The 20721-nt window shown below is 68.2% G+C and carries 11 protein-coding genes and 1 pseudogene; 5 read left to right on the plus strand and 7 right to left on the minus strand.

Going from position 1 to position 20721, the window contains the following annotated elements; translation table 11 throughout:
* Positions 1-265: 265 nt before the first annotated feature.
* Positions 266-937 (minus strand): acyloxyacyl hydrolase, encoded by a 672-nt coding sequence (locus ACUVYZ_RS13730; protein WP_439934957.1) that lies wholly within the window; start codon positions 935-937, stop codon positions 266-268.
* A gap of 248 nt (positions 938-1185) precedes the next feature.
* On the opposite strand from ACUVYZ_RS13730, the gene ACUVYZ_RS13735 reads away from it, so the two are divergent.
* The 4 genes from ACUVYZ_RS13735 (at position 1186) to ACUVYZ_RS13750 (ending at position 7590) form a co-directional block, all read left to right on the plus strand.
* On the plus strand, positions 1186-2262 hold the full coding sequence (locus ACUVYZ_RS13735) for a phytoene/squalene synthase family protein (protein ID WP_439934956.1): 1077 nt from the start codon (positions 1186-1188) through the stop codon (positions 2260-2262).
* Between the two features lie 59 nt (positions 2263-2321).
* A complete protein-coding gene (locus tag ACUVYZ_RS13740; RefSeq protein WP_439934955.1) occupies positions 2322-3707 on the plus strand; it encodes an aspartate aminotransferase family protein in 1386 nt (461 codons plus the stop codon).
* 193 nt (positions 3708-3900) lie between these two features.
* The gene (locus ACUVYZ_RS13745; protein WP_439934954.1) at positions 3901-4887 is read left to right on the plus strand and encodes a TAXI family TRAP transporter solute-binding subunit; all 987 of its coding nucleotides are present in this window, start codon (positions 3901-3903) and stop codon (positions 4885-4887) included.
* Positions 4888-4980: 93 nt separating this feature from the next.
* Positions 4981-7590, plus strand: coding sequence for a TRAP transporter permease (locus tag ACUVYZ_RS13750; RefSeq protein WP_439934953.1), 2610 nt, complete (start codon positions 4981-4983; stop codon positions 7588-7590).
* Between the two features lie 165 nt (positions 7591-7755).
* On the opposite strand, the gene ACUVYZ_RS13755 is transcribed toward ACUVYZ_RS13750, so the two are convergent.
* Together ACUVYZ_RS13755 and ACUVYZ_RS13760 are read right to left on the minus strand one after the other, a co-directional pair.
* On the minus strand, positions 7756-11421 hold the full coding sequence (locus ACUVYZ_RS13755; protein WP_439934952.1) for a bifunctional diguanylate cyclase/phosphodiesterase: 3666 nt from the start codon (positions 11419-11421) through the stop codon (positions 7756-7758).
* A 145-nt stretch (positions 11422-11566) separates the two neighbouring features.
* Entirely contained in the window at positions 11567-14551 is a 2985-nt protein-coding gene (locus tag ACUVYZ_RS13760; protein WP_439934951.1) for a bifunctional diguanylate cyclase/phosphodiesterase, read from the minus strand.
* Positions 14552-14946: 395 nt separating this feature from the next.
* Between ACUVYZ_RS13760 and ACUVYZ_RS13765 the strand changes: the two are divergent.
* Positions 14947-15009: pseudogene (locus tag ACUVYZ_RS13765) on the plus strand (hypothetical protein); the annotation flags it as partial.
* A 29-nt stretch (positions 15010-15038) separates the two neighbouring features.
* On the opposite strand, the gene ACUVYZ_RS13770 reads toward ACUVYZ_RS13765, so the two are convergent.
* The 4 genes from ACUVYZ_RS13770 to ACUVYZ_RS13785 all read right to left on the minus strand — a co-directional run bounded on the left by ACUVYZ_RS13770 (position 15039) and on the right by ACUVYZ_RS13785 (position 20703).
* Positions 15039-16052, minus strand: a complete 1014-nt coding sequence (locus tag ACUVYZ_RS13770) for a DMT family transporter (RefSeq protein WP_439934950.1) — start codon at positions 16050-16052, stop codon at positions 15039-15041.
* An 85-nt stretch (positions 16053-16137) separates the two neighbouring features.
* Complete coding sequence (locus tag ACUVYZ_RS13775; RefSeq protein WP_439934949.1) at positions 16138-17361, minus strand: CaiB/BaiF CoA transferase family protein; 1224 nt, start codon at positions 17359-17361, stop codon at positions 16138-16140.
* 1 nt (position 17362) lies between these two features.
* Positions 17363-18559: an acyl-CoA dehydrogenase gene (locus ACUVYZ_RS13780; protein ID WP_439934948.1), complete on the minus strand. Its 1197-nt coding sequence runs from the start codon at positions 18557-18559 to the stop codon at positions 17363-17365.
* Between the two features lie 83 nt (positions 18560-18642).
* A complete protein-coding gene (locus ACUVYZ_RS13785) occupies positions 18643-20703 on the minus strand; it encodes a TRAP transporter permease (protein WP_439934947.1) in 2061 nt (686 codons plus the stop codon).
* Positions 20704-20721 lie beyond the last annotated feature (18 nt).

Below are 20721 nucleotides of genomic sequence, written 5' to 3' on the forward strand. Positions count from 1 at the left end.
GCCCCCCAGACCAGGGCCGCGGCGCCGCCGACGGCGAACAGGGCGCTGGCGCCCAGGCCGGTCGCCAGTCGCAGCGTGGTCAGGTGGTTGGGCGCTATCGGCGTCGCCGCCAGAGGGCGCACGCCCAGGCGCACGAAGCGGTGAATCCAAGTGTTGTGGCTCATTGGGCGCGCTCAAATCCCAAGCCATTTTGCCATGTTACGGCCCAGTGGCGTTAGCCATGGCGGTCAGCGCAGCGATCAGGTTCGAGACTGGGAACGCCGCCTCAGAAAAACCAACTGAGTCCGATCCGCAACGTATGGGTGTTCGTGCCCGTGTTGGGTTCTTCAATCCCGGCGTTGGAAAAATGGAGGTAGCGGTATAGTACCGTAACGGCCATGTCGTCCCGGATGAAGTAACGGACCCCGGCGCCTCCTTGGACGTTGAACTGAAACTTGGAGCTCAAGTCCGGCTTCCCGATGTTGGTGACCGACACGCCGGCGCCCAGGTCGATGAGCGGCGCCCAGCGGCTGCCCGTGGCGAAGTTGTAGCGTAGCAGCGGCGTGAGCCCGACGAAATAGCGGTCGTTCGGGTGGAACTGCAAGCCGGAAAACAGTTCTCCCACCAACTCGAAGTTGCCTCGCCACCACCTGTCCCGGCCCACCAAGTCGCTAAAGATCCAGCCGACACTTCCCGAAACGAGGGCGAGATCGTGGGTGCGCCTGCTGCCGAAGGCATTGCTGCCGGGTCCTGCGCCGACCGCAATTGCCACTTCCATCGCATCCTTGCGCAAGCCGCTCCCGATGCCCATTTTCCAGGCGCTCTGCCGGCTGAACCCGGTCTGCGGATGGATGCCGTTGGGCTGGGCCGGTGGCGTGACGACCGTTTCGGCGGCCGCCCCCAACGCTATGCCGATCCCGAGGAAAAACAGCCCCGTCCCCTGTCGCGGTTTTTTCATCGGCTTATTCTCTTCTTCCTCGAGGAAGATCCAACGATAGGTTAGACGGGGAGGCCCAAGGGTTCTTACGGGTCGGGATGCCGATGCGCGGGGATTTCCGCGCTGCTTTGTTCCCCACGTCGAAAGCCGCTAACCCGCCCGGCCGCCTTACCCATACGGTGGTGCGCCCGGGAGCGAGGGCGACTATACTTCCCGCATGGCGGTCCTGCCTCCCGGGGTGGGCCGCTTTCCCGAGCGCTCGCGATCCCATGTCCATCCCAGCGTCCGACCTCCAATATCAAGACCGCATTCTCGCCGGGGTCTCCCGCACCTTCGCCCTGACCATTCCCGAGTTGCCGGCCTGGTTGCGCATCGCAGTGGGCAACGCCTATCTCCTGTGCCGCATCGCCGACACGGTGGAGGATGATCCTCACCTCCCGGTGGAGGACAAGCTGCGCTTCCTGCGCCGCTTCGCCCGGGTCGTGGAAGGCCGGGAACCCGGCGAGGCCTTTGCGGCCGAATTGTCCGCCCGCCTGTCGCCCCGGGCGTCCCCGGCAGAACGGGACCTGGTGGCCCACACGGCCCGGGTGGTGGCCATCGCCCGTGCCTTCGCAGCGCCCCAGCGGGCGGCCATCGAGCGCTGCGTGCGGGTGATGACGGAAGGCATGGCGCGCTTCCAGGCCCAGGGCGGCTCCCGGGGGCTGGAAACCCTGGCGGACCTGGACGGCTACTGTTACTGCGTGGCGGGCGTGGTGGGGGAGATGCTCACCGAGCTTTTCTGCCAGCGGATTCAGGAGCTGGCGCCGCGGCGAGAGGAGCTGCGCCAGCTCGCCCTGTCCTTCGGCCAGGGGCTGCAGATGACCAACATCCTCAAGGACGTGTGGGAGGACCGCTCCCGGGGCGCCTGCTGGCTGCCCCGCGCGGTGTTCGAGGAGCGGGGCTGCGATCTCGGCGCCCTTACGCCGGGGGAAGCGGGCTTCCGGCGAGGAATGGAATACCTGATCGGCGTGGCCCGATGGCATCTGGAGCGTGCTCTCGATTACACCCTGTTCGTCCCCAAACGGGAGGAGGGCATCCGGCGCTTCTGCCTGTGGGCCCTGGGCATGGCGGTGCTCACCCTGGCAAACCTCAAGGGGCGCCTGGCCTTCAGCCGGGGGGATCAGGTCAAGATCTCCCGCGGCGCGGTGCGGGCCACGGTGGCCATCACTTCCCTCTGTGCAGGTTCCAACGGCGCCCTGCGGCTGTTGTTTCGCTGGGCGGCGCGGGGATTGCCGCCTCCCGTGCCGCCTCCGGAGGGGGTCGCTCCTCCCGGCTGGGCCTCCGAACCCTTGGAGGGAGGGACGTAAAGTGTCCGAGTTGCGCGGGGCTTCTCCTCTTTTGTCTTCCCTGCCGGCGAGCTGAAACCATGAGCCACGTCTTTCACCGCAACGCCCGGTTGGATCCTCCCATGGCGGTGGGGGGCGAGGGGCCGTACCTGGTGGACGCGCAAGGCCGCCGCATCCTGGACGCCTCCAGCGGTGCCGCCGTCTCCTGCCTGGGCCATGGCCATCCCGCCGTCATCCAGGCGATTCAGGAGCAGGCCCGGCGGCTCGCCTACGCCCACACTTCCTTCTTCACCAATGAGCCCATGGAGCGTCTCGCCGACTGCCTTGCCGAGGCGGCGCCGGGGGACCTCACCCGGGTGTATTTCGTGTCGGGGGGCTCGGAGGCGGTGGAGGCGGCCCTCAAGCTAGGCCGCCAGTACTTTCTCGAGATCGGACAGCCCCAAAGGCGCCACTTCATCGCCCGACGCCAGAGCTACCACGGCAACACCCTGGGGGCTCTCTCGGTGGGCGGGAACCTGTGGCGGCGGGCCCAGTTCGGACCGCTCCTGATCAAGGTCTCCCATGTCTCCCCCTGCTACGCCTACCGGGGCAAGGGGGAAGGGGAGAGCGACGCCGAATACTGCGACCGCCTGATCCGAGAACTGGAGGAGGAGATCCTGCGCTTGGGACCCGATACGGTGATCGGCTTCGTGGCCGAGCCGGTGGTGGGAGCGACCCTGGGCGCTGTTCCGCCGGTGGCGGGTTACTTCCGGCGGGTACGCGAGCTCACCGACCGCTACGGCATCCTGCTGATCCTGGACGAAGTGATGTGCGGTATGGGACGCACCGGCACCCTCTTTGCCTGCGAGCAGGAGGGAATCGTGCCGGACCTGGTGGTCCTGGCCAAGGGGCTTGCGGGCGGCTACCAACCCATCGGCGCGGTGATAGTGCGCCAGCCCATCTTCGAAGCGATCCGGGACGGCTCGGGCTTCTTCCAGCACGGCCACACCTACATGGGGCATCCGGTTGCCTGCGCCGCGGCCCTGGCGGTGCAGCGGGTGATCCGGGAAGAGAACCTGCTCGAGAACGTGTGCCGCCAGGGGGAGGGGTTGCGAGCGGCCCTGGCGGAGCGCCTCGGGGATCACCCCCACGTGGGCGATATCCGCGGCCGGGGGCTGCTCCTCGGGTTGGAGCTGGTGGAAGAGCGGGCGAGCAAGCGGCCGTTCGATCCGGCGCTTAAGCTCCACGCCGCGGTGAAGCGGGAGGCCCTAGCGCGGGGTCTCGCTTGCTACCCTATGGGAGGGACCCTGGACGGCAAGCTGGGGGATCACGTGCTCCTTGCGCCTCCGTTCATCATCGGCGCCGGGCACGTGGCGGAAATCGTGGACCGGCTGGCCGCGGCCCTGGAGGCGGCCCTGACGTCGTCCGGCTACCCTCGGGTCGAGGCTCCCGCATCGGGTACGCTGGTAGGAGGAGAGGTGCTTTGACCCGTCCGCCCTCCGCGGCGCTCGGGGGCGCGTGGTACACTCGAACCCGCCGGGAGCCCGCCCTGCCGGGCTCCCACCCTGACGTCATGGGAGGCATTCCGGTCCGGAGGCCCGCGCCGGCGGCCCGTGGAGAAGCCCGTTCCCGGGCCCGGCGGATCATCGACGACCATCATCACCACTGGAGGAAGAGACCATGAGGACGACAAGCGCGAAAAAACTGCCGCTCCTGGGGGCGGCCCTGCTCGCAGGCGCCCTGGGCCTGGGACCGGCTCCGGCGTCGGCCCAGCAGAAGTTCATCACCATCGGCACGGGCGGGGTCACGGGGGTGTACTACGCCGCGGGCGGCGCCATCTGCCGCCTGGTGAACAAGGACCGGCAGAAGCATGGAATGCGCTGCTCGGTGGAGTCCACCGGCGGCTCAGTCTACAACATCAACACCATCCGCGCTGGCGAGCTGGATTTCGGCGTGGCCCAGTCCGACTGGCAATACCACGCCTGGCACGGCGACAAGGTGTTCAAGGACGCGGGCCCTATGAAGGAGCTGCGCGCGGTGTTTTCCCTCCATCCCGAGCCGATGACCGTGGTGGCGCGCAAGGAGTTGAACGCCAAGCGCTTCGAGGACTTGAAGGGCAAGCGCTTCAACGTGGGCAACCCGGGCTCGGGAACCCGCGCCTCCCTGGAGGAACTGCTGAACGCCCTGGGCTGGAAGCTCTCCGACTTCTCCCTAGCCTCCGAGCTGAAAGCCGACGAGCACGGGGCGGCCCTGTGCGACAACAAGATCGACGGCTTTTTCTACGCCGTGGGCCATCCGTCGGCCAACATCCAGGACCCCACCACCACTTGCGGCGCCAGGCTGGTGCCCCTCACCGGTCCGGCGGTGGACAAGCTAGTGAAGGAGAATCCCTATTACGCGAAAGTGGAGATCCCCGGGGGGCTGTACAACAACAACCCCGACCCGGTGCCCACCTACGGGGTGCTGGCGACCCTGGTCACCTCCAGCAAGGTGCCGGCGGACGTGGTGTACCAGGTGGTGAAGGCGGTGTTCGACAACTTCGAGGAGTTCAAGAAGCTGCACCCGGCGCTCGCCAACCTGGATCCCAAGCGCATGATCAAGGACGGCCTGTCGGCTCCGCTGCACGACGGGGCGGTACGCTATTACAAGGAGAAGGGTTGGATGTAGCCCGTCCGAGAGGCGTTTCTTGAGAAATCCCAAGGGGCCGTATCCTATCGAGTAACGGCCCCTTGCTTTTTGCGGGCTGACGAGGAGGAGGCGATGGCCACGGCGGAGAATCGGGAGAGAGGGCTCAGCGAGCAAGAGCTTAAAGCCCTCGTGGCCGAGACCGACACCGGCGGGCGCAAGCCGACGGGCCTCGCCGCCAGAATTCTGTTCACGGTGGCCATCGGCTGGTCTCTGTTCCAGCTCTGGTACGCTTCGCCCCTGCCCTTTGCGGTGGGCTTCGGCGTCCTCAACGACACCGAGGCCCGCTCCATCCACCTGGCGATCGCTGTCTTCCTCGCTTTCCTCGCCTATCCCGCGTTCAAGGGATCGCCGCGTAAATACGTCCCCGCCCTGGATTGGGTTCTGGCTCTGGCGGGGGCGTTCGGCGCCCTCTACATCTTTCTCTTTTACCGGGAGCTGGCCACCCGGCCCGGCATCCCCATCGTCCAGGACCTGGTGGTGGCGGTCCTTGGGCTTGCCCTCTTGCTGGAGGCGGCCCGGCGCACCCTGGGGCTGCCGCTGGTGATTTTGGCGCTCGTCTTCATCGGCTACATCTTCGCCGGGCCCTATATGCCGGAGGCGATCGCCCACAAAGGGGCCTCCCTGGAAAAGGCCATGTCCCACTTGTGGCTCACCACCGAAGGCGTGTTCGGGGTGGCGCTGGGCGTGTCGACCAGCTTCATCTTCCTGTTCGTGCTCTTCGGCTCCCTCCTAGAGACGGCGGGCGCGGGCAACTATTTCATCAAGTCCGCCATCTCTCTGCTCGGCCACCTGCGGGGCGGGCCCGCCAAGGCGGCCGTGGTGGCCTCCGCGGCGACCGGGGTGATCTCCGGCTCTTCCATTGCCAACGTGGTAACCACCGGCACCTTCACCATTCCCCTGATGAAGCGGGTAGGCTACCGACCGGACAAGGCGGGGGCGGTGGAGGTGGCCGCCTCCGTGGACGGCCAGATCATGCCGCCCGTGATGGGGGCCGCCGCCTTCCTCATGGTGGAGTACGTGGGCATCCCCTACGCCGACGTGATCAAGCACGCCTTCCTGCCGGCGGTCATCTCCTACATCGCCCTCTTCTACATCGTGCACCTGGAGGCGTGCAAGGCGGACATCCGGGGGCTGCCCCAGCGTACCCAGTCCACGTTCCTCCAACGCGCCCTCGCCTTCGCCATGACTGTCGCGGGGCTGATCGTCCTTTCGGGCCTGGTCTACTACACCCTGGGGTGGATCAAGGGCGCGGCGGGAGACGCGTCCCTCCTGGTGATCGCATTCCTCATGGCAGCAGTCTACCTGGGACTGCTGTGGTACGGCTGCCGCTTTCCGCCTCTCGCCCGGGACGATCCCAACGCTCCCCTGGAGGTGCTGCCCGAGCCCGGGCCAACCCTCAAGACGGGGCTCCATTACCTGCTGGCGGTGGTGGTGCTCATCTGGTGCCTAATGGTGGAGCACCTCTCGCCGGGGCTCTCCGCCTTCTGGGCCACCTCCTTCATGATCTTTATCCTGCTCACCCAGCGGCCGATCCAAGCGTTCTTCCGCGGCCAAGGGGGCTATGGGACGGCGGCGCTGCAAGGTCTCAAGGACCTGGTCAAGGGTCTGGAGAACGGCGCGCGCAACATGATCGGCATCGGTATCGCCACGGCGGCGGCCGGCATCATCGTAGGCACCGTGACCCTCACCGGCATCGGGCTGGTGATGACCGAGTTCGTGGAGATCCTCTCCGGCGGCAACTTGCTCTTGATGCTCTTCCTGGTGGCGGTGATCTGCCTGATCCTGGGAATGGGCCTGCCCACCACCGCCAACTATATCGTGGTGTCCACCCTGATGGCGCCAGTGGTGGTGGAGCTGGGAGCCCAGCAAGGTCTGCTGGTACCCCTGATCGCGGTGCACCTCTTCGTGTTCTATTTCGGCCTGATGGCGGACGTGACGCCGCCCGTGGGCCTCGCCTCCTACGCCGCGGCGGGAATCGCCCGCTGCGATCCCATCAAGACCGGCATCACCGCCTTCGGCTACAGCATCCGCACGGCGATCCTGCCTTTCATGTTCATCTTCAACACCCAGTTGTTGTTGATCGACATCACCACCTGGTGGCAGCTTTTCCTCACCATCGGGAGCGCCATCGTGGCCAACCTCATGTTCGCCGCCGCCACCCAAGGGTGGTTCCTCACCCGCAACCGGCTCCACGAGTCGGCGCTGCTGCTGCTGGTCACGTTCACCCTGTTCCGGCCGGGATTCTTCTGGGACATGCTCTATCCCCCGTACGAGGAGGTCCCAGGCAGCCGGCTCTTGCAGGTGGTGGAGCAACAGCCGGCTAAGGCCGGGCTGCGGGTGTGGATCGAGGGCACGACCCTGGAAGGGGAGGAGGTGAGCAAGGGGGTGCTGCTGCCCCTGGGAGAGCCGGGGCCGGCCCGGGAGCGGCTGGCAGCCGCGGGCGTGCGGGTGATTCCCGACGCCGACGGGAAATCGTTCCAAGTGGTCCAGGTGCAGTTCGGCAGCCGGGCGGAGAAGCTGGGGATCGAGCAGGGCTTCCGCATCACCCACCTGGAGCTGCCCGTCGCGCGGCCGCCCAAGGAATGGATGTTCCTGCCGGCGCTGGCCTTGTTGGGGCTGGTGGCCGGGCTGCAACTCCTGCGCCGGCGCTCGCCACCGCCGGCCCGTACCCAGCCGGCGTAGATCGAGCAGGCGCCTGAATCGGATGTAAGCCACGAATGGGCACGGATTTTCGCGGATCAAGGCAAGGTTATTTTCCCATTCGACGACATCTATATTCATCCGTGGCTAGAAATACCCGGGACTCGCGGGATTATCGGGAAGTTGGGACACCGGTGCGGAGCCCGGTCAAGGCGGGAGCGCCGGTCGGACGCCGGCGGGGGCGAGGAAGCGGGCGGCAAACTCCTCCGCGGGAAGGGGCGGGCTGCGCAGGTAGCCCTGGTATCCGTCGCAGCCCAGCTCCGCCAGGGTAGCCAGAGTCTCCTCGCGCTCCACGCCCTCGGCCAGCACCGTGAGGTGGAGGCTCCGGGCCATGGCGATGATGGCGCTCGCCACCGCCTGGGCGTTGCGGTTCACCTCGATGTCCTGGACGAACGCCCGGTCGATCTTGATCGCGTCGATGGGCAGCCGGGTGAGCACGGCGAGGGACGAGTAACCGGTGCCGAAGTCGTCGATGGCGATGCGCACTCCCAGTGCCTCGATGCGCTCGAGCACCGCTACCGCCTCGTCCACGTTTTGCATGAGGAGGCTTTCGGTGATTTCCAGCTCCAGGCGCCGGGGCGCGAGGGCGCTGCGCCCGAGGATGCGGGCCAGAGTGTCCGGCAGGTCGGGCCGGAGCTGGGCGCGGGAGAGATTCACGGCGATCCGGGGCACGCGCAGCCCTGCCCGCTCCCATTCGACGACCTGGGCCGCCGCGGCGGCGATCACCCATTCGCCGACGGGACGGATGAGGCCCATCTCCTCGGCCAGCGGGATGAACTCGGCGGGTGGCACCAAGCCCCGCTCCGGGTGGAGCCAGCGGATCAGGGCTTCGGCCCCGATCACCGCTCCGTTGCCGATCGCCACCTGGGGCTGGTAATGCAGGACGAATTCCCCCCGTTCCGTGGCGCCCCGCAGGGCGTTTTCCATGGTCAGGCGCCGCATCGCCCGTCCCATCATTTCCCCGGAGAAGAACTGGTAGTTGTTTCGGCCCTGCTCCTTGGCATGGTACATGGCGGTGTCGGCGTTCTTCATGAGGGTGGAAAGATCCTCCCCGTCGTCCGGGAACACGCTAATGCCGATGCTGCACGAGGTGTTGAGGGTGTGTCCCTCGACGGCGAAGGGGTCGTTCAAGACGTCGAGGAGCTTTTCGGCCACCCGAGCCGCGTCCTGGCTGTGCAGCAGGTCCTGGATCACCACCAGGAATTCGTCGCCACCGAGCCGGGACAAGGTGTCCGTGGCTCGCAGGCTGCCGGACAGGCGGTTCGCCACTTCCTTGAGGAGGGCGTCGCCCACGTGGTGCCCGAGGGAGTCGTTGATGGTCTTGAACCGGTCCAGGTCGATGAAGAGCAGCGCCACTCGGCGCTGGCGGCGCCGCGCTTGGGCCAGGCAGTGGATCGCCCGGTCCTGCAACAGCAGGCGGTTGGGAAGACCGGTGAGGGGATCCCGGGTCGCGAGCTGCTGGATGCGCGCTTCTGCTTGCTTGCGCTCGGTGATGTCCACGGCGAGCCCGATGGCACCGTTCACCTCTCCGGCATCGTTATGGGTGGGAGAGCTGTGGACCTCGAAGTGACGCCCCGCCACCTGGACCTCGTAGACCACCCGCTCTCCCTGCAGGACCCGCCGGGTCTGTTGGATCACCGCCGGCAGGTCCCCGTGCAGCTCCCAGAGGGTGCGGCCCACCGCCTGTCCCGGCCTGAAGCCCAGAGCTTCCAATGCCTTTCCGTCGGAGAAGGTGAAGCGGCCTTCTTGGTCTAGGGTGAAGAGGATGAGGGGTGCGTTGCTAATGGCGGCGTGGAGCAGCGCCTCCTTGCGACGCAGCTCCGACTGGGCGGCTTGCCGCTCGCTCACGTCCCGGGCGATGGACTGGATGGCAAACCCACCCTCGTCCACCAGGGCGGAGGCCACTGCCTCCACCGGCACCGGCGTGCCGTCCAGGCGCAGGTAGGTCTCCTCCAGGGGCGGCACGGAGAAGCCCGCCTTCACCGCCGCGATGCGCTCGGCCACCACTGCGTGGTCCCGGGGGTGAATGAAGTCCAGGAGGGGGCGGCCGAGGATCTCGCCGGCGGATTTCGCACCCAGAAGCGCCAGCCCCGCTGGGTTGATGAACTCGATCACCCCATTCCGGGAAATGAAGATGGCATCGGGGCTCACTTCCACCAGGGCGCGGTAGCGTTGTTCGCTTTTCTTGAGCGCCAGTTCGGCTTGCTTGCGGGAGGTGACGTCCGTGGCCATAACGTAGATGCCGATCACCTTCTGTCCGTCGGAGGAGTCCGGGACCAGAATGACTTCGATCTCCCGCTCCACCCCTTCCGAATGCAGGACCCGGGTGTAGCTCGCGCTCTCGCCGGCCAGCACCCGCCGGAAGTACGGCTCGACCAAGGCGTAGGCCTCTTCGCCGATCACCTCCCGGTGGTGGCGCCCGACCATCCGGTCGGCGAACCAGCCGAAGAGGCCGGCGTAGCGCTGGTTGGCGAAGCGGTAGCGCAAACCGGCGTCCAGGTGGGCGATCATGGCCGGCACGTTCTCGGCGATCAGACGAAGCTGGGCTTCCCGCTGGCGCAGGGCCCGTTCCGCCAGGACGCGGGCGGTCACGTCGGCTCCCGTGCCCCGGTAGCCCCGGAAGCGGCCCTCCGCGTCGAACACCGGCTCGCCGCTGATGGAGACGTAATGGACCTCGCCCTGGCGGTCGACGCTCTCCACCACCAGGTGGCGGAACTGCTGCCGGGCGTCGAGCGCCGCCCGGTGCCGGCGCAGCGCCTCTTCGCCGAGCCGCAGAAAGGGCAGCTCCCAGCGGGTCTTTCCCAGGTACTCCTCCGGCCGCCGGCCGGCGGCCGCGGAGATGCCGCCCGAGATAAAGGTGTAGCGCAGGGACTCGTCCTGCTCCCAGTACCAGTCGGCCGAGAGCTCCGTCAGCCGGCGGAAGCGCTCCTCGCCTTGGCGCAGCGCTTGCTCGGCCGCGAGCTGCTGGGCGTAGAGGCTCGAGAGGGTGAGGGTCGTGACCGAAACGGCAGCGAGGAAGACGAGGAGCGTCAGGGAATGCTCGGGCGCATCCATGCCGGGCAAGGGACCGTCGAGGGCCGTGCCCACCACCGCGCCGGCGGCCACCGCCAAGCTCACCAGAGCTGCGCCTGTCGGCTTGAACCGCAACGCTCCCCAGGCGAGGAGGGGGAACAGGAGGATCCCCATGATGCCCCGGTTTGCCAAGGGCCCGAACGCGCTGCAATACATGGCATAGGCGAGGGTCCCCGCAGCCGCCGCGGCGCAGGCGAGCTCCAGCACCCGCGACGGCCGGACCTGGGATGGGCGGGCTCGCCAGCCGAGAAGTGCCGGGGTCAGCACCAGGACGCCCACCGCGTGGGAGGCGAGCGCCAGGCCCCATACGCCGGCCACTTCTTCCCGCTCGATCAAGCCGAACCCGTAACAGGCCGGCGCCGTGATCGTGGCCGCCACCAGGGCGCTCGAGACGGCGCCCGGGCCGGCGAGGCACAGCACGTCCTTCAGCCGGGTGAGGCCGAAGTTGAACTCCGGCATGCGGGCCAGCACGCCGGCCCCGGCGAGGGCCGCGGCGGCCTCGCCCCCGGCTAGCGCCAGGGCAGCGCCCGGCGTCATGCCCGCGTCGACGAAGACCGCAGCGGTCCCCGCAAAGACGGCGAGGGCAGCCCAAGGGCCGAACAGGAGCACCGCTGCCAGCCCGAGACCCGAGGGCAGCCACAGGGTGGGAAGATGGCCGTGGACGTAGAGGGTGGTGAACCCCACCCAGCCGAGCAGGGCGGCTGCGACCGCGATGCCAAGACCGGTGGCCGCGAGCCTCATGGCTCCGGCGATGGGTGCCGTTCCTCCCTGCAATGGACCTCCTCCGCACCGCCGGCGGGGGGACCGGCGGCGTCTTATTCTGCCTGCGATGATACCCCGTCTGGCTTCCCTTCACCCGCCTTCGTGGGGCCTGCGGCGGCGAAGATCATGCGCCGGGATCCGCCGCGAACGGCAGGGGGATCGGCCGCAGGAAGCGGGCTTCGAACTCGGTGGCCGGCAGGGGCTTGCTGAAGAGATAGCCTTGGTACAGGTCGCATTCCAGCCGCCGCAGCGCATCGAGCTGGCCTTGGGTCTCCACACCTTCCGCTACCACCTTGAGCCGCAGGCTGCGGGCTAGAGCCACGACAGCCCGCACGATGGCGGCGTCGTCCGGATCCGCCTCCAGGTCGCGCACGAAGGAGCGGTCGATCTTGAGGGCGTCGATGGGCAGCCGCTTAAGATAGGAGAGGCTCGAGTATCCGGTGCCGAAATCGTCCACCGAGATAGAGGTACCCAGCCTGCCCAGCTTCTGCAGCGTGGCCACGTGCTCCTCCGTGTTCTGCACCAGCAGGCTCTCGGTAATTTCCAGCTCGAGCTGACCTGGATCAAGCCGGGCGTCCCGCAGCGCCCGGGTCACGGCGCGCGGCAGGTCCGCGTGGCGGACGAACTGGCCGACGGACAGGTTCACCGAGACCCTAAGGTGCGGGTAGCCCGCCAGGTTCCAGGCCTTGCATTGGGCACAGGCCGCTCTCAGCACCCATTCGCCGATGGGCACGATCAAGCCGGTCTCCTCGGCGATCTGGATGAAGCGGGTGGGCAGCACCAGCCCCTTCTCCGGATGCCGCCAGCGCAGCAGAGCCTCCGCCCCTTCCACCTCCCCAGTCATGACGTTGACTTGGGGCTGGAAGTGGAGGACCAGCTCGTTGCGCTCGAGGGCCTGCCGCAGGTCGTTTTCCACCGTCAGCCGCTGCAGCGCCCTCGCGGTCATGTCGCTGGAGAAGAACTGATAGGTGTTCCGGCCCCGCTCCTTGGCGTGGTACATGGCCGTGTCGGCGTTCTTCATCAGGGTGGCGATGTCCTGCCCGTCGTAGGGATGAATGGCGATGCCGATGGAGGCGGTGGTGGCCAGTTGCCGGCCTTGGATGAAATAGGGCTCGGCGAGGTTGCGCAGCAGCTTCTGCGCCACCTGGGCCGCGTCGGTTTCCTCCCGGATGCCGGCGAGCACCACCACGAACTCGTCTCCGCCGAGCCGCGCCAGGGTGTCGTCCCGGCGCACACACTTCTCCAGCCGCTGGGCCACCTGCTTGAGCAGCTCGTCGCCCACGTGGTGGCCCAGGGAATCGTTGATGGTCTTGAACCGGTCCAGGTCGATGAACAGCAGCGCCAGGGACGTTCCGCTGCGCTGGCAGCCGATCAAGTGCTGCTGCAGGCGGTCGTGAAGCAGCACCCGGTTGGGCAGGGCGGTCAAGGGATCGCGGGTGGCGAGATGCTCGATGCGCGCCTCAGCCCGCTTGCGCTCGGTGATGTCGATCACGGAGCCGGCCATGCGCAGGGCCTTGCCGTACCTGTCCCGGGCCGCTTTGCCGCGGCAAAACACCCAGCGGTATTCGCCGTCGGCGGTCCGCACGCGGAACTCGCACTCCAGGTGAGGGCTCGCGCCGCTCACGTGCTCGCTTAGCGCCCGGCGGTAGACCTCCTGGTCTTCCGGATGAATGAGCTCCTCCCACGCAGCCAAGGTGGTGATGGTGCCCTCCGGGTGGCCCAGCATGGAACGAAGCCGCGGCGACACGTAAATGGCCTTGGTGACGGTGTCGATTTCCCACATGCCGTCGCTCGCCCCCTCCATGGCGAGCATGTAGCGCTGCTCGCTCGCCTTGAGCGCCTGCTCGGCGAGCTTGCGCTCGGTGACGTCCCGGGAGGTGAGCACGATGCCGTTGATCCCCGGATAATGCAGCCGGTTTACCCCCACCGTCTCCAGGTAGATCCAGGTACCGTCGGCCTTGCGGTAGCGCAGCTCCATGGAGAACTCGGCGTCGCGGCTTTGCACCAGGCGTAGAAAGGCCTCGCGGGCCGCGTTCGCTTCTCGGGGATGGATGATGCTGAAGGGATTCTTGCCGATGAGCCCGCCGGGGCCGTAGCCCAGGATGCGCTCCGCCGAAGGCGATTCGTACAGGGTCCTGCCGTCAGGATCGTGGATGGTGATGATGTCCTTGGAGTTCTGCACCAGGGCACGGAACTTTTCCTCGGAGCGGGCCAGCGCTTCCAGGGACTCCCGGCGCTGCACGCTGGTGGCGGCCAGCAGCTGGCACATGAGGAGCAACGCGGCGACCGGGACATTCAAGTAGGTAAGCCCCAGCCAGACGGGTTCGGCTGCGAAGGGGCCATTCCCTTGGGACGTGCCCCAGACGGCCGCGGCCGCTGCCAGGACCGCGCCCAGATACGCAAAAGGGGGCGGCAGCCGCAGGGCCGACCAGGCCATGAGGGGAAAGACGAAGGAGGCGAGGGCGATGGCGGCTCCGTGGTCCGCGATCCCCCCGTCGAAAGCGGCGGCTGTGAGGGTCACCTGGGCGATGAGGAGCGCCGTCGCCTCCACGGCATGGCGGGGCGTGAGTCGGGGTTGCGGCGCCCGGGTCCCCGAGAGCAGTAGAGGGGTGACCCCCAGGATGCCCATGGCTTCCCCCATCCACCAGACAGCCCAGAGGGGAGCTATGGAACTGAGGCGCTCGGGGTCGAAGACGGTGAGCGCTAGCGTTCCTGCAGTGGCGGGAATCGCCGCCACTGCGACTGTGATGGCGAGGAGCGCCATCACGTTCTCCAGTCGCTTAAATGTAGCCCGGGTCAAGCCGTAGCGCCGCAGCAGCCGGCCGCCGGCGGCCGGGGCGAGGGCGGCCCCGGCGGCGAAGGCCGCCGCGGTGGCCGGGGAGACCCCCGCGCTCAGGGCAGCGGCCAGTGCCCCAACGAACACGCCGGGCAGGAGCTTGGCGCCGAAATGGGCCACTGCGGCCAGGGCCAGCCCGGCGGCGGGCCAGACGGTGGAGGCCGGCACGGGGGCTGAGAGCAGGGCCCTGGCGAGTTCCGCCAGGCCGAAGTAGGCGGTCGCGACCCCGAGATTAAGCAGCGCGTCACGGACGGCGGGGGAGAGGGTCATCATCGCGTCGGATTGACACCGCAGTTCGAATCATACACTTACCTGCGCCCCCGCGCCCGTCACCCCAGGCGCGGAGGGAGGCGTCCTTGGGGACGGACGCTTCCTCCGGGCGCGGAAAGGTGGGGTATACTGCCCGGCGCGCTTTGCAACGCAACATTCCCGGTGTGCCGAGCTATTGTGCCCTCCTCTTCAGGAGGACCCGCGCTCCGGCAGGGAGAACAGGATCCCCACGACGACGCCCCCGGTTCGGGAGCCCTGCAAGCAGGGATGCTCCATGAGCCAGGGCCCGGGACGGGTGGTGGAGATCGCCGGGGCGCTCGTTTTGGGTCTCGTCGCGGGTGCCCTCTTCGAAGCGGCCCGAGTTCCCTTGCCCTGGCTGGTGGGGCCCCATGGCCGCCATGGCGGCAGCTCGGGGGTTCCACGGGCCCCTCACACCTCCGCCGGGGGGCCGCCAGGCCGGCCAGCTAGTGATCGGCGTGGCCCTCGGCCTCTATTTCACCCCCGACGTGGGCCGCCAAGTGCTGGTATGTGCATCACCGCCAAGATGCTGCACCTGGGCGTGCCGGTGGTTACCGCGTTCCACGTCATTCGTTTTGTCCTGGGGGTGACCTGGCGGATCCATTCTTTCACCTGGCCCGCGGCCTGCCTGGCGGGCAGACAGGCTCAGCCCGTGCAGGGTGAGGAGCGCGAGCGCCCCCATGATCGAGACCATGCCCCAGAACTCGGGCCCGCTGGGGCGCTCGCCCAACTGCAGGGCGGAGGCGAGGACCCCGATCACCGGCACGGCCAGGATGCCCAGGCTGGCGGTACCGGCGGGAAGGCGCTTCAGCACGAAGATCCAGGCGAGCCAGGCGGCTGCGGTACCCACCAGGGAGATGTAGAGGAGGAGGGCGACGAAGGCGCCGGTCCAGCGCACCGGCGGCTGGGGCACGGCCAGGGCCAGAACCACCAGAAGGAGGCTGCCGAAGAGCATCTGCCAAGCGGTGAGGACCAGGGAGTCGGTCCGCTGGCGGGCCTGGAGGCGCTTGACCACGATGGCGCCCGCGGCCCAGGCCAGTCCCGAGCCCACGGCGAGCAGCCCGCTCCCCAGGGTCCCCTGCAGGCGCCATGGTTCCAGGACCAGGATCAACCCGGCCAGGGCCAGGACCACCGCGAGCCATTGCATGCCGCGGATGCGCTCGTCCAGCAGCCAGGCGGCGAGGAGCAGGGTCCAGAAGGGCATAGTGTAGGCGAGGACCGCAGTCTTGCCCGCGCCCCCCGCCACCAGAGCCCATTGGGACAGGCCGGTGAATCCGGCGGTCTGGGCGAGACCGAGCAGCACGGTGGGGGCGAGGGGCGGAGGCTTGAGCCGGCGGCCCAGGGCGAGGAGGGCCGCGAACAGGAAAACGGTGCCAAGGACGGAGCGCAGGGCGGCGAAATCGAAGGGACCGGCGTAGCCGGTCGCGGTCTTCATGATGATCCAGTTGTACCCCCAGACCAGGGTGAGGAGCGCGAGCGCTCCCACGGCCGGCCCTCGCCCCAGCTCGCCCCCGGCCGGGGCCGCCTGGGCCGCGGATCGGCAAGGGGGAGAATCGGCCATCGCGCGCCGTTCAGACGATGCCGCGCCGGCGAAGCACCGCCACTTCTTCGTCGCCCATGTTGAGCAGCGACCCGAGCACCTCCCCGGTGTCCTGTCCGAGGGCCGGGGGCGCTCGCCGGTATTCCACCGGGGTGCGGGAGAGGCGCAGCGGGCTCGCCACCAGGGGGACGATCCCGCTGCACGGGTGGGGAAGGGATACGGTCATGCCCCGGTGGACCACCTGGGGATGGCTGAACACCTGATCCAGGGTGTTGATGGGGCCGCAGGGAATGCCGGCCGGCTCCAGCAGGGCGAGCCACTCGCCGGTGGAGTGCGCCGCCATCGTCTCGGCGATCATCGGAATCAGGGCGTCGCGGTGGGCGACCCGGGCGGCGTTGGTGGCGAAGCGGGGGTCCGCGGCGAGCGCCGGACGGCCGGCCAGCTCGCAGAAGCGGCCGAACTGCCGGTCGTTGCCGATGGCGAGGATCAAGTGCCCGTCCCGGGTGCGGAACGTCTGGTAGGGGACGATGTTGGGATGGGCGTTGCCCAGGCGCCGGGGCGGCGTGCCGCTCACCAGGTAGTTCATCGCCTGGTTGGCGAGCATCGCCACCTGGCAGTCGAGGAGCGCCAGATCGATGTACTGGCCCTCGCCGGTGCGCTCCCGGTGGGCCAAGGCGGCGAGCACCGCCACCGCCGCGTACATGCCGGCGAAGAGATCGGCCACCGCCACCCCCGCCTTCATAGGGCCGCCGCCCGGCACGTCGTCCGGCTCGCCGGTGATGCTCATGAGGCCCCCTATGCCCTGGATCATGAAGTCGTAGCCGGCGTAGCCGCTGTAGGGCCCGTCCTGGCCGAAGCCGGTGATGGAGCAATACACTAGCCCGGGATTCAGCGCCTTGAGGTTCTCGTAGTCCAGGCCGTAGCGGGCAAGGGCGCCCACCTTGAAATTCTCCAGCACCACGTCGCATCGGGCCGCCAGCCGCCGGGCGATGGTCTGGCCCTCGGCGGTGGAAATGTCCAGGGTGACCGATTTCTTGCCCCGGTTCGCGGACAGAAAATAGGCGGATTCGGCGGTCTCGCCGCCGTGCTTATCCTTCAACCACGGCGGCCCCCACTCGCGGGTGTCGTCGCCGGTGCCCGGACGCTCGATCTTGATTACCTCGGCGCCCAGATCGGCGAGCACCTGGCCCGCCCACGGGCCGGCGAGGACGCGGGAGAGATCGAGGACGCGAACATGGGAAAGGGGACCGGGCATGTCATGCGCTGAAGGCCTGGATGCCCGTCTGGGCGCGGCCCAGGATCAAGGCGTGGATGTCATGGGTGCCTTCGTAGGTGTTTACCGCCTCCAGGTTCATCACATGGCGGATCACGTGGTACTCGTCGCTGATGCCGTTGCCGCCGTGCATGTCCCGGGCGAGGCGCGCGATCTCCAGGGCCTTGCCGCAGGAATTGCGCTTGAGCATGGACACCATCTCCGGCGTGGCGCGGCCCTCGTCCATGAGGTGCCCCAGCCGCAGCACCGCCTGCAGTCCCAGGGCGATCTCGGTTTGCATGTCGGCGAGCTTCTTCTGGATGAGCTGGTTGGCGGCGAGCGGCCGGCCGAATTGGCTGCGCTCCAGGGTGTAGTTGCGGGCCGCGTGCCAACAGAACTCGGCCGCCCCCAAGGCGCCCCAGGCGATGCCGTAGCGGGCCTTGTTGAGGCAGCCGAAGGGGCCCTTCAGGCCCTTCGCCCCGGGGAGCAGGTTCCCTTCCGGGACGAAGACGTCGTCCATGACGATCTCCCCCGTGACGGAAGCGCGCAAGGAGAACTTGCCCTCGATCTTGGGGGCGGAAAGCCCCTTCATGCCCTTCTCTAAAATGAAGCCGCGGATCTCTCCCTCGTCGTCCTTGGCCCAGACGACGAACACGTCGGCAATGGGGGAGTTGGTGATCCATGTCTTCGCGCCGCGCAAAGCATAGCCCCCCTGGACCTTTCTCGCCCGGCTTTCCATGCCGCCGGGGTCGGAGCCGTGGTTGGGCTCGGTGAGGCCGAAGCAGCCCGCGAGCTCCCCGGTGGCGAGCCGGGGCAGGTACTTCTGCTTCTGCTCCTCGGAGCCGTAGGTGTAGATCGGGTACATGACCAGGCTGGACTGCACGCTCATGGCGGAGCGGTAGCCCGAGTCCACCCGCTCCACTTCCCGGGCGATCAGGCCGTAGCACACGTGGTTTACCCCGGCGCAGCCGTAGCCCTCCAAGGTGGCGCCGAGAAAGCCCAGGGCCCCCATCTCGTTCAGGATCTCGCGGTCGAAGCGCTCGTGGCGGTTGGCTTCGAGGATGCGGGGCATGAGCTTGCCCTGGCAGTAGTCGCGGGCGGCGTCGCGCACCATGCGCTCTTCTTCCGTGAGCTGGTCCTCGAGGAGCAAGGGGTCGTCCCACCGGAAGACGGGTTTGACGGGAGGATGGTCGCGTTTCATGGGAAGCTCCGGAGCACGGATGGACAACGGGGGTGCGGGGAAACGCCGTCCATTTTACACCCGGCCCGCGGAGTGGGGCTGGGTCACGCCGTGCGGGTAGCGCGGGCCTTGCGCGAGCGCCAGCCGTGGAGGAGCAGGGTGAGGGCGCAGAGCCCGAAGCCGATCTCGTCGGTGATGGGCAGGGCTACCACCAGGAAAAACGCCCCGGCCGCGGCCAGGAACCGCTCGGCCCAAGCGAGGGGCGCCCACAGGTAGCCGATGCTAGCCGCGCCCCACAGGCCGATGGAGAGCAGGGCCTTGAGGACGATGTAGATGACGTCCACCGCGTCCCCGGTCTGGAGCATGAGGGCCGGGGCGTACACCGCCATGTAGGGAACCACGAACCCGGCGATCGCCACCCGCATCGCCTGGACCCCGATCCTGAGCCCCGAGGTGCGGGCGATGGGTGCCGCCGCGTACGCCGCCAGCGCCACCGGCGGCGTCAGGTCCGCCATGATGCCGAAATAGAACACGAACATGTGGGACACGATCAGGGGCACGCCCAGCTCCAGCAGGGCCGGGGCGGCCAGGGAGCTGGTGATGATGTAATTCGGAATGGTGGGGATCCCCATGCCCAGCACCAGGCAGGTGAGCATGGTGAGCACCAGGGATAGGAACAGGTTGTGCTCTCCCAGGCGGATGATGTAGCCGGCGAAGGTGGTGGCGGCGCCGGTCAAGGTCAGCACGCCGATGATGACCCCCACCAGGGCGCAGGCGACCCCCACCGACAGGGCGTGCTTGGCGCCCTCGGCCAGGCCGTTGACGGCGAGCCGGAGCGCCGCCCGCCCGCCCCGCACGAACAGGTTGATCGCCACGAGCAGCCCGATGACGGCGAAGACCGCGGTGATGCCGTACTTGAAGAAGGCCGAGGACAGCACGCCCAGCAGCACCCAGAAGAGGACCCGCAGCCCGAAGGGGCCGATGCGCGCCGCCACGGCCGTGCCGAAGATGAGGATCACGGTGAGGGCGAGCCCTACGGTGCCGGAGAAGAGGGGCGTGTAGCCGGAGAAGAGGAGGTAAACCAGCACGGCCAGGGGCAGCACCAGGTACCAGCCGGCGCGCACCGCGGCCCAGGGGTCGGGACACTCCTCCTTGGGCAGTCCCAGCAGGCCCAGCCGCCCGGCCTCCAGGTGTACCATCCAGAAGGCGGTGGCGAAATAGAGCAGCGCCGGGATGATGGCCGCCTTGACGATCTCCACGTAGGGCACGCCGATGGTCTCGGCCATGATGAAGGCGACCGCCCCCATCACCGGGGGCATGATCTGGCCTCCCATGCTGGCGGTGGCCTCCACGCCCCCGGCGAACTCGGGACGGTAGCCGAAGCGCTTCATGAGGGGAATGGTGAATTGGCCGGTGGTCACCACGTTGGCCACCCCCGAGCCGTTCACCGTTCCCATGAGCCCCGAGGCCACTACCGCCACCTTGGCGGGTCCGCCCCGGGTATGGCCCACGGTGCCCATGGAGAAATCGGTGAATAGCTTGATCATCCCCGCCTGCTCGAGGAAGGTGCCGAACAGGATGAAGAGGTAGATGTAGGTGGAGGAGACGTAGGTGGGGATGCCGTAGATGCCCTCGGTGCCGAAGGAAAGCTGGTTGATCACCTGGTCGAAGCCGTAACCCCGGTGGGCCAGGGCTCCGGGCAGGTGATGGCCGAAGAGGGCGTAGGCGAGGAACGCGGCACAGATCAGGGGCAGGGCCGCCCCCATGACGCGCCGCGCCGCTTCGAACACTAGCACGAGCACCGCTACGCCCACGATCATGTCCTCCCGGGTGAGGTCCCCGGAGCGCAGAATCAGCTCCTCCTCGAAGATCCACTGGTAAAAGCCTAGGGCGAAGCCGATGATTCCCATTGCCCAACCGACCCAGGCGTCGCGCCGCCCGCCGCGCTGGAAGGTGGGGAACAGGGCGAAGGCCAGGAGCATGAGGAAGCCCACATGCAGCGAGCGCATGACCAGGCTCGACAGGGGCGCGTAGGCGGCGGTGAAGACCTGGTAGGCGGAGAAGGCGACGCCGATGGCGAAGATCGCCTTCGCGGCCCGGGCCGACTGCTCGGGCGGGTGGAAGAAAGGGTCGGTCCCGGCGGCGGGGGGTGGGAACGAGGACATGGGAGAGCCTCGAGGCGT

Source organism: Pelomicrobium sp. P1, from assembly GCF_052805615.1.